Raw genomic sequence first — 13,660 nt, forward strand, 5'->3', positions numbered from 1 at the left:
CTCTACCAGCGGCGGCTTTGGGCGGCAAATGGATGGTTGCACCGGGGGACCCACGCACCCTATCTCAGCCGCGAAACGCACATTCGGATCCAGAACGCATGACCGCCACCCATTCCACCCGTATGCTCATCCTCGGTTCCGGCCCTGCCGGCCTGTCGGCCGCCATCTACGGCGCCCGTGCCGGTATGGCGCCGATCGTCGTCCAGGGCATCCAGCCGGGCGGACAGCTCACCACCACCACCGATGTCGAGAATTATCCAGGCTTCCGGGACGTTATCCAGGGTCCGTGGCTCATGGAGCAGATGCAGGCGCAGGCCGAGCATGTCGGGGCGCAGATGATGTGGGATCATATCGTCGAGGTCGATCTCACGCGGCGGCCGTTCCGGCTGATCGGCGACGGAGGCACGATCTACACCGGCGACGTGCTGGTGATCGCGACCGGTGCGCAGGCCAAGTGGCTGAACCTGCCCTCCGAGGAGCATCTCAAGGGCAAGGGCGTCTCCGCCTGCGCGACCTGCGACGGCTTCTTCTACCGCGGCAAGAAGGTGGCGGTGATCGGCGGCGGCAACACCGCGGTCGAGGAGGCGCTTTACATGACCAACCACAGTCATGACGTCACGCTGATCCACCGCCGCGACAGTCTTCGTGCCGAGAAGATCCTTCAGGACCGGCTGTTCGCACACCCGAACATCAAGATCCTGTGGAACAAGGCCGTCGACAAGTTCATCGCCGGCGGCGATCCGGAAGGCCTCACCGGCATTTCGCTTCGGGACACCAAGACCGGCGAGATCTCGCAGATTGAGGTCGATGGCGGCTTCGTCGCGATCGGACATTCGCCCGCGACCGAATTGTTCAAGAACAAGCTGAAGCTTGATGAGGACGGCTATATTGCGGTCGAAACCGGCACCACTCGCACCAGCGTCGAGGGCGTGTTCGCCTGCGGCGACGTGATGGACAAGACCTACCGGCAGGCGGTTACCGCGGCCGGCACCGGCTGCATGGCCGCACTCGACGCCGAGCGCTTCCTTGCCGAAGCCGAGTTCGAGGCCGCCGTCGCGGCCTGAGCGTCAGATGCGCCCCAGCGCCTCTTCAACGGCCGCCAGCAGCCGATCGAGGTCGGCCGGTCGCGCAAAGGTGTGCGATCCGGTTTCGATCGTTACCGGCGCCCGACGCAGGATCCCTGCAAAGATCGGCCGGGCAAGTTCCCGTTCGGCGGCGATCGCCGTCTCGTCGTCGCTGGCGAGAACGACTTCGACTCCGCCCGACAGGGCCTTGAGCGCAAGTGCCGAAGCCTCCGCCAAAGCGCGGTCAGGGGGCAGGGCGATCCTCCGAAGCCCTCCCAGAAGCTTCGGCCACGATAGCGACCCGAAGGCGATTTTTCGCCAACCTTCAGGACTGGTGAGCCGCTCCTGATAATGACGGCGGATGGCCGCCGGTGCCGGCTCTCCCGGCGCGGTCTCGACCAGCCAAGGGTTGAGCAGGATCAGCCCGTCGACGCCCGCATGTGCGCCATACAGTGCAAGCGCGGTGGCACCATCGCACAGGCCGAGGCCGATGATTCGGTGCAATGAGGGGCATTCCCGACGGAAGGCATCGGCGGCGGCGCCGATATCCGAGCCGCTGCCGCGCCAGCCCGGATCCTCGCCTTCGCTGTCACCGACGCCGCGTCGATCGAAGCGGAAGCAGGGAAATCCCTCCGCTGCGAGCGCTGCGGCCAGTCGCTCGAACAGCCGGTGCGCACCGATCCGGGTCTGCGTACCGCCAGTGACGAACAGCAGACCCTTGGTGCCGGCCGCCGTATCGATGCTGGCGCCGAGCGTATCGCCTTCGCAGTGAAAGGTCAGGAGGCGACGCATGCGCGCACCCAAGTGTCGATATCGCAAACGAGTAGTTCGGCAAGCTCGGACGAGCTCTGAGGTTCTGCACGCCGCCACGGCGGTGCGCCATCAATCTTGTGATCCGCGTCGGCGCGGTCGCTCGACAGACGAACGGTGCGCACCAATGTATTTTCGATGGGCGTCGCAGCCATCAGCCCGGCTCGCAAGGCAGCTGATGGCGTATAGCCCCCGGTGGCGCCATCGTCGGCGATGCGGGTCCGATCGAGATCGCGGAGGAGGGCGGCGCCAGACACTGGGCTGAGGCGCCAGGCGCCGCGCGCGGCAAGCACGTCATCGAGCAGGCACCCGCCGCGGATCGATACGGTGGCGATCACTTCCTTCGATGCCGAATCGAAGGCTGCACTGCGCCAATCGTCCCAGCCGATATCCTCTAACAGACGCCCGCTCTCGCCCGCGCCGGGGAGATCGGGCAGCACACAGGTCCAGCCGCGCGCAGCAAGCGCGCGCATTGTCCGCACGAGCATCGCCCGGCTGCGGTTCAGTTCTTCGAAGAAGGGCGGCAGGAACAGCAAGGCGGGGCCGCCGCGAGGGCCGATCCGCATGAGCCATTCTTCACTGCCGTTGCTTGTGTAGCGATCGTAGGTGAGATCGCCTCGGCTCACCTGAGGGCCTTGGCCCGAAGAAAGGTGAGCAGACGACCATAGTTTTCCAGCATCTCGGCATCGACCTCGTCATCCTCGATCAGGATGCCGAGCCGCTCCTCGAGCTCGCTGAGCAGCCCGGCAACAGCCATGGAGTCGAATTCCGGCAGATCGCCGAAGAGGGCGGTCGACTCGGTGAAAGCGGCTACCTGGTCCGTTCCGAGACCGAGCACATCGACGAGCACGGCGCGCAAGGTCGCGTCTACTTCCTGATCGTCGTTCAACGCGGCAACCATCGTCTGCAATCCTTTTGAGTTTCCCGCGGCCTACCGCCTCGCGCTGCGGCGGACAAGGCCGGACCCCAGTCGGCGAAGAGCGCCGGCAAGGCCGGTGAAGGTGTGGGGCGAATAAGCTTCGATCCGCCACAATATGTGCCGTTCGGCCATCCACTCCGCCTTGTAGGGCTCGTCTCCGGTTCCGTAGTCGATCCACGCCACCCGATCCTCATCGAGCGCGGCGCGGAACATTGCCATCGACAGAACTGTGCCGGGAGAAAGGTGCCTCGCGTCTTCACGGTAGGCGAGCTTGTGGATGGTCGCCGTTCCGTTTTCAACGAACCAGAGTTGGGCGGCAACCGGACGCCCCAGGTGCCGCGCAATACCAAGTCGGAGACGATCGCCTTCCTGCTCGGCGAGATCGCGCAGGAAAGCGGGCGCGCCTTCCTCAGGCTTCCAGCTCGCGCGATAAATGTCTTCATAGGCGGCCCAGGCCCGAGCATCGAACCGGCGGTGGACTTCGGTGTCGATCGCCCTGGCACGGCGCTCGGCAGTGTTGCGGAGGCGCGAGGGTCGTGACGCCCAATAGTCTGCGAAGGTGAGCCCTTCGGCATCGAGGCGCCAGGACGCCGTCGCCGCGGAGGTGAACACGATCCATCCGGCCGACCGAAAGCCTGTGGCGACCTGCTCCGGATGGTCGACCGGCGTCAGCTCGACGGACGCGATCCCGGCGGCGCGGACGGCAGACGCGATGGCGCCGATGCGCGCGGGGTCGCCGATCGGGCCGACGCGGAGGCTGTACCAATTGCCATAGGCTGCGGCGCGGCGCCCGTTCCGCACCAGGAACAGCCAGCAGGTTCCGGCCTTGATGGCGAGCAATCGCCCAGGCGGCGGGCAGTGGCGCGCCAGCAGGCGGAACCAGGACAAACGTTCGAACAGGCACGGGCGCGCGTCCAGCTCCGCGCCATTTTCCGCCGCGACCGCATCCCAGTCATCGAACAGTTCCACCCCGGCGGCCAAAGCGCTAATCCCCTTCGCCTCAGATGTGGCGCAGCCAGGAGCCAAGGTGCAAGCCCCCGATCCAACACCACGACCGCTCGACCACGTTACCGGTTTCGGCGCTCCCACCGCGCCGGCGCTTCTCACGCGCGAAGGCGTGTTGAGCTACGCCGAGCTTGAAGAGGCGGTGGCACGGCTTGCGGGCGCGCTGCGGGCGAGGGAGCTCGTTCCGGGCAGCCGTGTTGCAAGCTGGCTGCCCAAGAGCCGGATGACCAGCCTCCTGCCGCTCGCCTGCGCCCGCGCAGGGCTCGTCAACGTGCCCATCAACCCACTGCTCAAGCGGACCCAGGTCGCGCATATTCTCGCCGATAGCGGCGCCAACCTGCTGATCAGCGGCAAGGCCCGGCTTGCGACCCTTGCACAAGCGGATCTTCCCTGTCCCGCTTTGGCGGAGGAAGAAGGCGCCGCCCTGCTGGCGAGTGAGGAGCGCCTGGATCCCTCCAGCGCAGATCCGGACGATCTTGCGGCCTTGCTCTACACCTCGGGGTCCACGGGTCGTCCGAAAGGGGTGATGCTCAGCCATGCGAACCTCTGGCTCGGAGCAATCAGCGTCGCCTCCTATCTTGGGCTGACGCCGGAAGATCGGGTGCTGGGCGTGCTGCCGCTCAGTTTCGATTACGGACAAAATCAGCTGCTTTCGACGTGGGCGGCAGGCGCTGCGGTGGTGCCCATCGAATATCTCGCCGCCAAGGACGTAATCCGTGCGATCGAGGCGCACCACATCACCACCCTGGCGGGCGTGCCGCCTTTGTGGGTGCAACTGGTCGAGGCCGCCTGGCCGCCACTGGCGGCGCTGTCGCTGCGCCGGCTGACCAATTCGGGCGGGCGCGTGCCCGTTTCGATCGTTCGGCGTTTGCGGGAACTGTTTCCCGCGGCGGAGATCCATCTCATGTACGGTCTCACCGAGGCGTTTCGCTCGACGACGCTCGATCCTGCGTTGCTCGACGACCATCCCGATTCGATCGGCGCGGCGATCCCATTCGCGGAAGTGCTCGCAATTCGACCCGACGGGCGCGTTGCGGAGCCGGGAGAAGAGGGTGAACTCGTCCATGCAGGGCCGCTCGTCGCCAAGGGCTATTGGAGCGATCCGGAGCGCACGGCGGAGCGATTCAGGCCGGCGCCGGCCGAGTCGCGTCATGGCGGCATCGCCGTCTGGTCGGGCGACCGCGTGCGCACCGATGCAGACGGCCTGCTCTATTTCGTGGGCCGTGAGGATGCGATGATCAAGACCAGCGGCAACCGGGTGAGCCCGACCGAAGTGGAGGAGGCCGCGGTGGCGAGCGGCCTCGTCGCCGAGGCGGTGGCACTCGGTTACCCTGATCATCGCCTCGGCGAAGCGATCGCGCTGATCGTGCGCGGCCACGGTCCGGACGAAGCGCTGCGTGCGTTTCTCCGCCGCGAACTCCCCAATTTCATGCAGCCGTCCGCGATTCTGTGGCGCGAGGAATTGCCGCGCTCGCCCAACGGCAAGCTGGATCGCGAGCGGCTGAAGCAGGAACTGATGGCATGAGCAAGCCGATGGGCGGGATCCCGCCAGGCTTTGACGCGGACGACGGCATGCTGCTGATCGGCGGGCGCAGGGCTGACGCTCTCATCGCGGAAGCGGGGGACACACCTGTGTTCGTCTACGACGCCGGACTCGTCGCCGAGCGGATCGCCCGCTTCCGCGCCTGCTTTTCCGGCGTCAATCTGCATTATGCTGTCAAAGCAAATCCATATGCGCCGTTGCTTGCGCAAATCGCGAAGCACGTGGACGGGCTCGATGTCGCCTCTGCCGGCGAGATGCACATGGCGATCGCTGCCGGCTGCGAACCCTCAAGCATCTCGTTCGCCGGGCCCGGCAAGCGCGACGACGAACTCGGTGCGGCTATCGATGCCGGAGTCACGCTGAATTTGGAATCCGAAGGCGAGGCGGATCGAGCCTTGGCGATTGGTCGCGCCCGCGGCCGCCGGCCAAAGCTTGCAATACGGGTGAATCCAGATTTCGAGATCAAGGGCTCCGGCATGCGGATGGGCGGGGGCGCGCGCCCGTTCGGAGTTGATTCCCAGCGCGTGCCGGCTTTGGTTCGCACATTGGTCGAAGCCGAAGCCGACTTCCGCGGTTTCCACATCTTCGCGGGATCGCAAGCCCTGTCCGCCGAGGCGCTGATCGAGGCACAGGCGGCGACCATCGCCCTCGCAGCCCGGCTGGCCGGCGAGGCCGGTACGGCGCCTCCAATGGTCAATCTCGGCGGAGGCTTCGGAATTCCCTACGTCTACGGCGATCATCCGCTCGACGTGGAGACGGTGGGCGCGGCGCTTCAAGAGGTGCTCGCAGCGCGGCCTAGGATCCTCGCTGCCTCCGGCTTTGCGATCGAACTCGGGCGCTGGCTGGTTGGGGAAGCGGGAGTCTACCTGACGAGGATCGTCGACCGAAAGATCAGCTTCGGGAAGACCTTCCTGGTCACCGACGGCGGAATGCACCACCAACTCGCCGCATCCGGAAATTTCGGCCAGGTCGTGCGTCGCAATTTTCCGGCGGCGATCGCCAGCCGCTTCGGCCAGGCGCCCGACGAGGAGGTCAGCATCGTCGGCTGCCTGTGCACGCCACTCGATCGGCTCGCCGACGACGTCATGATGACGCGTGCCGATGTCGGCGATGTCGTCGCGATGTTCGTGGCCGGTGCCTATGGCCGCTCGGCAAGCCCGGAGACGTTCCTCGGCCACCCTCCGGCCCGGGAGCTTTTGATCGGCGACATGTAAAGCGCGAACTTTCTTGCCTGTTGTGAACGCCTGGGCATGAAGATTGCGGGTCTGAAAATCGTCTCTCCAGCATCTTCAGTTGATTCATGCCTCAGCCAAAGCAGCGGCCCCGACGATCATTGTCGAGCATGATCTGCTTTAGCTTGCACGGGCCGGAAACGTCTCGTTAACCGTCGTCGCAGCGGCAGTCCCCATTCGGGACGCAGCCCAAAAAGCGATTGTTCCTAACGGTAATTTTACCTCTTCAGAGGATAGCAGAGCCAAATCTGCGGCTGTTCCGCGCCCGTAGGCAGGAATGGCGGATCGGAAGAGGAAGAAGTTGATGCGCGTCAACATGGTCAAGCTCGCTCTCGCCGCCGGCGTCAGTGCTGCAGCCCTCACCGGCTGCGCATCGACGCCATCGACCGGAAACCGCCTCCCGGCGGCGACCTTCGTCGGCTCCGACGACATCGCCGGCGAGAAATACATCATCGGGCCGCTCGACAGCCTCAACATCTTCGTGTGGCGCAACACCGACCTCGGTGGGAAGGTGCAGGTCCGGCCTGACGGTATGATCACGACGCCGCTGATCTCGGACCTCCAGGCCGCCGGCAAGACCCCGGCCGAGCTTGCCGAGGATCTGCGCCTTGCGCTCACCCAATATGTCGAAGATCCCCGCGTGTCGGTGATGGTCGACAGCTTCCAGGGCACCTTCGGCCAGCAGATCCGCATCGTTGGCGCGACCGCCAAGCCTGCATCGCTGCCGTATCGCGCCAACATGACCCTGCTCGACGCGATGATCGAGGTCGGCGGTCTCTCGGAATATGCCGCGGGCGATCGCGCGCGGCTGATCCGCCACGACAAGGCCTCGGGCGCGCAAAAGGAATATGATCTGAAGATCGCACGGTTGCTCAAGAAGGGGGACACCGGGGCCAACGTCCGCCTGGAGCCCGGCGACGTCATCATCATCCCCGAAAGCATGTTCTGAGCCGTCGCTCGCCGACGACCTCGCTTCCTCTCGACCAGGATCACGCCACGGATGGACGGACTTTACGAACAGCTGCGCATTGCCCTTCACCAGGTGTGGCGGCGTCGCTGGCTTGCGCTCGGTGCCGCCTGGGGGCTGTGCCTGGTCGGCTGGCTGGTTGTCGCGCTGATCCCCAACAGCTATGAATCCAAGGCGCGCGTCTTCGTCCAGCTCCAGTCGATCCTGCCGACCCAGGTCGGGATCACCGCGGCCGATCGCCAGAACGACATCACCCGCATCAAGCAGACGCTGACCTCGACCGACAATCTCGAAAAGGTCGTGCGGCGCACAGAATTGAACAACCTCGTCGCGACCAAGCGCGATCTGGCCGTCCAGGTCGATGCGCTGCGCAAGGTGATCAAGGTCACCGCGCAGCAGGACAATCTGTTCGAGATCAGCGCGACATCGAGCATTTCGGGCTTCTCCAACGGCCAGAACGCCAAGCTTGCCGCCGGCATCGTCCAGAACCTTCTCGACTTGTTCGTCGAGGCGAACCTTTCCGGCGACCGCGACGAAGCCACCGAAAGCCTCACCTTCCTCGACGAGCAGCTGCAGCGCCGCGAACAGGATCTGCAGGCCGCCGAGCAGCGCCGGGTCGAGTTCGAGCAGAAATATCTGGGCGTGCTGCCGGGCGAAGGGTCGATCGGCTCGCGCATGGCCGCGGCCCGCGCCGAGCTTTCCGGAATCGAGCAGCAGTTGATGCAGGCGCAAAGCTCGCTCGTTGCGCTGCGCTCGCAGCTCGGCAGCACTCCGCCGACGCTTCCGGGTATCGCCGGCGCCGACAATGGCTCGGTGTCGTCGCAACTAACACTGCTTCAGGCGCAGCTCGCCCAGGCGGCAGCGCGCGGCTGGACCGATGCCCATCCCGATGTGGTTGCGCTCAAGGCGCAGATCGCCCGCTTGAGGCCGCTGGCCGCCCGTGAAGGGCCGTCCGGCGCTGCGGGCATGCCGAACCCGGCTTATTCTTCGTTGCGCGGCATGGTGGCCGAGCGCGAGGCTCAGGTGCAGGCGAGCTCGGTGCGCAAGGCCCAGCTCGACGCCGATTTGGCCGAGCTCTCGTCCAAGCAAGCGACCGAGCCGGGCGTGGCCGCGCAGCAGGCGCAGCTCAACCGCGATTATGAAGTGCTGAAGCGCCAGTATGACAAATTGCTCGAGGATCGCGAGCAGGTCCGTCTGCGCAGCGATGTCCAGAGCAAGACGGCCGCGGTCAAGTTCAAGGTCATCGATCCGCCGTCGGCGCCGCGCATTCCGACCTCGCCGGACAGGCCGATCCTGCTCACCGCGATCCTGTTCGCCGCATTGGCGGCCGGCGTCGGTCTCGCCTTCGTCTGGGGCCAGCTGCAGACGACGTTTCCGACGCAGGGGCGGCTCGAGGCGATCACCGGCCTGCCGGTGCTCGGATCGATCAGCGAGGTCGTCACCGACGCGGTCAAGGCCAGGCGCCGCCAGCATCTGCTGTGGCTCGGCGGCGGGGGCGGGGCCCTGGCGGCAAGCTACGCGCTGCTGATGGCGGTCGAATTCTGGCAGCGTAGCACGGTTGCGTGAGGGCAAAGAGATGAACGATCAAAGCCCCCTTCGCGCCAGCGGTTCGCTCCTCGAGCGGGCAGCGGAGCTTTACGGCTTCGGCCTGGGACCGCCGGCCGCGGGAGTGCGCCCGGTCGCCGACTCGATGCCCGCGCCGGTCGCGGGACCGGTAGCGGCACCCGAATCGGGGATCGAAGCGGCGGCCTCGAAGTTGGCGGACCCAATCCGCGTAATCGAGACCGCCGGCCCGCGCGCCGCGCGGCCGGTGCAATCCGCTCCGGCCCCTGCGAGCGGGCGTGTCGCCAAGGTGGACCGGGAGGCCCTCGCCAGCGGCGGCTTCATTGCGCCCGAAGCGGCTGGGAGCGCGATCGCTGAAGAGTTCCGGATCGTCAAACGGCAGCTGCTGCGCGGAATCGCCCGTGCCGACGACAAGGGACGCAACATCCTCGTCTGCTCGGCGCAGCCGAACGAGGGAAAGACCTTTTGCGCGATCAATCTCGCGCTGTCGCTGGCCGCGGAGAAGGACCTCGAGGTCCTGCTCATCGATGCCGATTTTCCAAAGCCGGAGATCCTCGAGATCCTCGGCGTTGCGGCGGGCCCGGGGCTCACCGATGCGCTTGCCGATCCTGAGCGCGATCCTGAAAGCTTCGTCATCCGCACGGACGTTCGTGGGCTTTCTTTGCTCCCGGCGGGTAGTCCGGTCCCTGATGTTACCGAATTGCTCTCTTCGGAGCGCACTCGGACCCTGCTCGCGAAGCTTGCCAGTCCGCGCCGCATCATCCTGTTCGATTCTCCGCCGGCCCTGATGGCCTCGCCGGCGACCGTGCTCGCCACCCATGTCGGCCAGCTGCTGATGGTGGTGCGGGCCGATCAGACCCACGAGGCCGATCTGCGCGAAGCGATCGGGCTTCTTTCCGCCTGCGACGAAATCCGGCTCCTGCTGAACGGCACGGGTTTCGCCGTCAACGGCCGCCGGTTCGGCAGCTATTACGGATATGGCCAATGAAAACAGCCGAAAAACCGTGGTTTAGTGGGCGAAGCTTAGCTTCAATAGCGCTTGCTGCAGCGATGGCAATCGCCGGTTCGGCGAGCGTCAACGGCGCGGGGCGTACCAGCGTCCATCCCTACCTGCAGATCGAGCAGGTGCTCACCGCCGACTTCAACGACGGCGACGTGCTCACCTATACCGGGGTCGGGGGCGGCGTCGAGGCAAGCTACGAGGGCCGCCGGGTCACGGCGACCATCAGCTACGATTACCAGCGCAGGATCGGCTGGAATGGCGACGTCGAGGATGATGACAGTCATTCGGGGCTCGCGGCAGTCCATTTCGACGCCGTTCCCGGTGTGCTCTCGCTTGACGCGGGGGCGATGGCCGCGAGGGCCTCCGCGGATCCGCGCCAGCCGGTGCCCAACTTCCGCGCCGCCGACAACGGCGCCGCAGAGGTATACAGCGCCTATGCCGGCCCGACCTTGTCGACCCATGCCGGGCCGCTGAACGTCAACGCTGCCTATCGTCTCGGTTATGTCTATGTCGACGACGACAGCCTGGCCGGGGGCGACTTCCAGGCGAACCAGGCGCGTTTCGACCGCTACACGAGCAGCACCGTCCACAATCTCACGGCAAGCGTCGGCATGGATCCGGGCGCGCTGCCGTTCGGCTGGACGGTCGGCGGCGGCTACGTCCGCGAGGACATGAACCGCTTGGACGCGGCGTTCGAGGGAAAATATGCACGTGCCGACGTCGTTGTTCCAGTCTCGCCGACCCTGGCGGTGACTGGGGGGATCGGCGTCGAGGATCAGAAGAGCTCGCTGCAGAATTTCCGGCGCGACGCCGGCGGACTGCCGGTGATCGATGCCAACGGCCGCCTGATCGCGGACCCATCCAGGCCGCGCCTCGTCGCTTATGACGAGAGCGGACTGATCTGGGATGCCGGTATCCTATGGCGGCCGAGCCCCAGAACCGAGCTTCAGGCGCGGGTCGGTCACCGCTATGGCGGAACGACCTTCCTCGGCTCGCTCGAGCATCGGATCAATAGATCCTATGCGCTTAGCGCTTCCATTTATGATAATGTCTCAAGCTTCGGACGGTTGCTCGTCACCGATCTCGCTGGTGTGCCCCGCGGCTTCGACCAGCGCCGCGATCCGATGACCGGCGGCCCGATCGGCATCGGCGGCTGCACGTTCGGCAACGATCCCGGTACCGGCACCTGCTTCGACGATGCGCTGCGTTCGATCGAAAGCTTCAATTTCCGCAACCGCGGCGCCAACATCCTACTTTCCGGCGGGCGGGGGCCCTGGAGCTTCGGGGTCGGCGCCAGCTACGACACGCGCCGCTATCTGGCACCGCCGGACAGCAGCTTCATTCTGGAAGGGGTCACCGACAAGAATCTCAGCCTCAGCGCTTCGGCGACCCGCGAACTGACCCGCACGTCGAGCTTCGGAGTCGGCGCCTATGCCGGCTGGTTCGACAGCGGCATCCCCGGCGACGGCAGCAGCTTCCTGACCGGGGTCACCGCCAATTACGAGCGGCGATTGTTCGCGGACAACATCCGCGCCCATGTCGCCGCGGGTCTCTACACCAGCCAGGCCGGGGAGTTCGACAGCACCGTCGGATCGCTCCTGTTCGGCCTCAGCTACGCCTTCTGAGAAGGACGGACGATCATGTACACGGACTATTACGGCCTTTCCGCCCGGCCGTTCCAGCTGACCCCGGATGCCCGCTTCTGGTTCGACAGCAAGACCCACAAAAAGGCTCTGGCCTATCTCGGTTACGGCATCGCCCAAGGTGAGGGTTTCATCACGATCACCGGCGAGATCGGCGCCGGCAAGTCGACGCTCGTGGCGCACCTGCTCGCGACGATCGACCGCGAGCGGCTGAACGCGGTCAGCCTGGTCTCGACTCAGGTCGAGGGCGACGACATGTTGCGGATGACCGCCATCGCTCTCGGCATTCCGACCACCGGCGTACCCAAGGCACAATTGCTCGATCGTATCGAGCAGCAGATGAGCGACGACGCCGATCGGGGCAAGCGTACCTTGCTGATCGTCGACGAAGCGCAGAACCTGCCGACCTCGGCCCTCGAAGAGCTGAGAATGCTTTCCAATTACACGCGACAAGGCCGTGCATTGGTTCAGATATTTCTGCTCGGACAGCCGGAGTTCCGGGATCGGCTCGCCACCGACCCGGGCCTCGAGCAGCTTCGCCAACGGGTTATCGCCGCGCATCATCTCGATGCGATGGAGCCGGCCGAGATCGAGCCCTATATCGTTCATCGCCTGGCGATCGCCGGGTGGACCGGACGGCCGTCCTTCGATGCCCCGGCCTATGCAGCCATGCATCGCCACAGCGGCGGGATCCCGCGCAAGCTCAACCAGCTTGCCAATCGCATCCTGTTGCACGGCGCGATCGAGCAGCTCGATCGGATCGGCACCGCCGCGATCGAGACGGTGGTCGCGGACATGGCAGCCGACAAGCCGCAGATCTCGGATCGAGTCCACACGCTGCGTCCGGCCGCAGTGCCGCCTTATGCCGCCGCGGCCTCGGTCACGAATGCGGAACCTGTGCGCGATCTCGCGCTCGAGCGCCGCGTCGCAGCGCTCGAGGCCAAGGTCGATGAGCAGGACATCGTCCTGCGCCGCGTCTTGACCTTGCTCGTCGAGTGGGTCGAGAACAGCGACGCGCCGGGCTATCGCAGCAACGCCGCCTGACGGCGGGAGAGCCGACATGCTGAATGCCCTTTCGGTGGACGTCGAGGACTGGTTCCAGGTCGGCGCGTTCGAAACCGTCATCGACAAGGCCGATTGGGACGGGCTCGAACGGCGGGTCGAACGCAATTCGGACGCGGTGCTCTCGCTGTTCGCCGAAGCGGACGTGCGCGCCACCTTCTTCACCTTGGGCTGGGTGGCCGAGCGCCATCCGCAGCTCATTCGCCGCATCGTCGACGCAGGCCATGAGATTGCCAGCCACGGCTGGGACCACGACCGCGTGTTCACCATGAGCCCCGAGGCGTTCCGGGCGGATCTCCGCCGCGCCCATGCCGCCATCGTGGATGCCGGAGGCGTTGCGCCGACCGGCTATCGTGCACCCAGCTTCTCGATCGATGCGCGAACTCCCTGGGCTCATCCGATCCTGGCCGAGGAAGGCTATGCTTATTCCTCCAGCGTCGCGCCCATCGCCCACGATCATTATGGGTGGCGGGAAGCGCCCCGTTTCGCCCATCGCCCGCTGCCGGGATCGGAGCTGATCGAGCTTCCGGTCACCACCGTCGAAGTCGCCGGGCGGCGTCTGGCGGCGGGCGGGGGCGGCTTCTTTCGCCTCCTTCCTTATGCCTTCTCCGACTGGGCGGTCGGCCGGGTGAATGTCGCAGAGCAAAGGCCGGCAGTGTTCTACTTCCATCCCTGGGAGATCGATCCGGGTCAGCCGCGCGTTCCGAACGCACCGCTGAAATCGCGCATCCGGCATTACAGCAATTTATCGGTCATGCGACCCAAGCTGCTGAAGTTGTTCAAAAGCCACGCTTGGGCGCGGACCGATGCGGTGGTCGCGGCCGAGCGGGCACGGTTCGCGTGAACGCG

Annotated in this window: 13 protein-coding genes; 9 read left to right on the forward strand and 4 right to left on the reverse strand. The window is 65.9% G+C overall.

Annotated features, from left to right (window positions below; all coding sequences use genetic code 11):
• Nucleotides 1-98: 98 nt before the first annotated feature.
• Nucleotides 99-1,064 (forward strand): thioredoxin-disulfide reductase, encoded by a 966-nt coding sequence (gene trxB / locus C7I55_RS14965; protein WP_106513750.1) that lies wholly within the window; start codon nucleotides 99-101, stop codon nucleotides 1,062-1,064.
• Nucleotides 1,065-1,067: 3 nt separating this feature from the next.
• Here the strand turns inward: trxB and C7I55_RS14970 are convergent, their stop codons facing one another.
• From C7I55_RS14970 to C7I55_RS14985, 4 genes are read right to left on the reverse strand one after another with little or no spacing between them, the layout of a single operon-like run.
• Nucleotides 1,068-1,856, reverse strand: coding sequence for a hydrolase 1, exosortase A system-associated (locus C7I55_RS14970; RefSeq protein WP_106513751.1), 789 nt, complete (start codon nucleotides 1,854-1,856; stop codon nucleotides 1,068-1,070).
• Complete coding sequence (locus tag C7I55_RS14975; protein WP_106513752.1) at nucleotides 1,841-2,500, reverse strand: alpha/beta hydrolase family protein; 660 nt, start codon at nucleotides 2,498-2,500, stop codon at nucleotides 1,841-1,843. Before C7I55_RS14975 ends, C7I55_RS14970 begins: the two co-directional genes overlap by 16 nt.
• Nucleotides 2,497-2,775, reverse strand: a complete 279-nt coding sequence (locus C7I55_RS14980; protein ID WP_106513753.1) for an acyl carrier protein — start codon at nucleotides 2,773-2,775, stop codon at nucleotides 2,497-2,499. Before C7I55_RS14980 ends, C7I55_RS14975 begins: the two co-directional genes overlap by 4 nt.
• A 30-nt stretch (nucleotides 2,776-2,805) precedes the next feature.
• Nucleotides 2,806-3,774 carry a GNAT family N-acetyltransferase gene (locus tag C7I55_RS14985; protein WP_233222221.1) on the reverse strand — a complete coding sequence of 323 codons (969 nt, stop codon included), beginning with the start codon at nucleotides 3,772-3,774 and terminating at the stop codon, nucleotides 2,806-2,808.
• A gap of 46 nt (nucleotides 3,775-3,820) precedes the next feature.
• Here C7I55_RS14985 and C7I55_RS14990 point away from each other — a divergent pair, with 46 nt between their 5' ends.
• The 8 genes from C7I55_RS14990 (at nucleotide 3,821) to C7I55_RS15025 (ending at nucleotide 13,655) form a co-directional block, all read left to right on the forward strand.
• Complete coding sequence (locus C7I55_RS14990) at nucleotides 3,821-5,323, forward strand: acyl-CoA ligase (AMP-forming), exosortase A system-associated (RefSeq protein WP_233222222.1); 1,503 nt, start codon at nucleotides 3,821-3,823, stop codon at nucleotides 5,321-5,323.
• Nucleotides 5,320-6,555 carry a pyridoxal-dependent decarboxylase, exosortase A system-associated gene (locus C7I55_RS14995; RefSeq protein WP_106513755.1) on the forward strand — a complete coding sequence of 412 codons (1,236 nt, stop codon included), beginning with the start codon at nucleotides 5,320-5,322 and terminating at the stop codon, nucleotides 6,553-6,555. The genes C7I55_RS14990 and C7I55_RS14995 overlap by 4 nt, the downstream gene beginning before the upstream one ends.
• A gap of 322 nt (nucleotides 6,556-6,877) precedes the next feature.
• Nucleotides 6,878-7,522: an XrtA/PEP-CTERM system exopolysaccharide export protein gene (locus tag C7I55_RS15000; RefSeq protein ID WP_106513756.1), complete on the forward strand. Its 645-nt coding sequence runs from the start codon at nucleotides 6,878-6,880 to the stop codon at nucleotides 7,520-7,522.
• Between the two features lie 51 nt (nucleotides 7,523-7,573).
• The gene (locus tag C7I55_RS15005; protein WP_106513757.1) at nucleotides 7,574-9,106 is read left to right on the forward strand and encodes an XrtA system polysaccharide chain length determinant; all 1,533 of its coding nucleotides are present in this window, start codon (nucleotides 7,574-7,576) and stop codon (nucleotides 9,104-9,106) included.
• Nucleotides 9,107-9,116: 10 nt separating this feature from the next.
• A complete protein-coding gene (locus C7I55_RS15010) occupies nucleotides 9,117-10,091 on the forward strand; it encodes a P-loop NTPase family protein (RefSeq protein ID WP_106513758.1) in 975 nt (324 codons plus the stop codon).
• Between the two features lie 62 nt (nucleotides 10,092-10,153).
• Entirely contained in the window at nucleotides 10,154-11,731 is a 1,578-nt protein-coding gene (locus C7I55_RS15015) for a porin family protein (RefSeq protein ID WP_106513759.1), read from the forward strand.
• A gap of 15 nt (nucleotides 11,732-11,746) precedes the next feature.
• Nucleotides 11,747-12,793, forward strand: coding sequence for an ExeA family protein (locus C7I55_RS15020; protein ID WP_106513760.1), 1,047 nt, complete (start codon nucleotides 11,747-11,749; stop codon nucleotides 12,791-12,793).
• Between the two features lie 16 nt (nucleotides 12,794-12,809).
• Nucleotides 12,810-13,655, forward strand: coding sequence for an XrtA system polysaccharide deacetylase (locus C7I55_RS15025; RefSeq protein WP_106513761.1), 846 nt, complete (start codon nucleotides 12,810-12,812; stop codon nucleotides 13,653-13,655).
• Nucleotides 13,656-13,660 lie beyond the last annotated feature (5 nt).

It is taken from the genome of Allosphingosinicella deserti (genome assembly GCF_003012735.1).
Lineage (GTDB): Bacteria > Pseudomonadota > Alphaproteobacteria > Sphingomonadales > Sphingomonadaceae > Allosphingosinicella > Allosphingosinicella deserti.

What these genes read in the sequence shown, in the direction of transcription:
- C7I55_RS14980 (WP_106513753.1), bottom strand. Translation starts at nt 2,775, where the DNA reads ATGGTTGCCGCGTTGAACGACGATCAGGAAGTAGACGCGACCTTGCGC.
- C7I55_RS15015 (WP_106513759.1), top strand. Translation starts at nt 10,154, where the DNA reads ATGGCAATCGCCGGTTCGGCGAGCGTCAACGGCGCGGGGCGTACCAGC.
- C7I55_RS14995 (WP_106513755.1), top strand. Translation starts at nt 5,320, where the DNA reads ATGAGCAAGCCGATGGGCGGGATCCCGCCAGGCTTTGACGCGGACGAC.
- C7I55_RS15005 (WP_106513757.1), top strand. Translation starts at nt 7,574, where the DNA reads ATGGACGGACTTTACGAACAGCTGCGCATTGCCCTTCACCAGGTGTGG.
- C7I55_RS15000 (WP_106513756.1), top strand. Translation starts at nt 6,878, where the DNA reads ATGCGCGTCAACATGGTCAAGCTCGCTCTCGCCGCCGGCGTCAGTGCT.
- C7I55_RS15025 (WP_106513761.1), top strand. Translation starts at nt 12,810, where the DNA reads ATGCTGAATGCCCTTTCGGTGGACGTCGAGGACTGGTTCCAGGTCGGC.
- trxB (WP_106513750.1), top strand. Translation starts at nt 99, where the DNA reads ATGACCGCCACCCATTCCACCCGTATGCTCATCCTCGGTTCCGGCCCT.
- C7I55_RS15020 (WP_106513760.1), top strand. Translation starts at nt 11,747, where the DNA reads ATGTACACGGACTATTACGGCCTTTCCGCCCGGCCGTTCCAGCTGACC.
- C7I55_RS14970 (WP_106513751.1), bottom strand. Translation starts at nt 1,856, where the DNA reads ATGCGTCGCCTCCTGACCTTTCACTGCGAAGGCGATACGCTCGGCGCC.
- C7I55_RS15010 (WP_106513758.1), top strand. Translation starts at nt 9,117, where the DNA reads ATGAACGATCAAAGCCCCCTTCGCGCCAGCGGTTCGCTCCTCGAGCGG.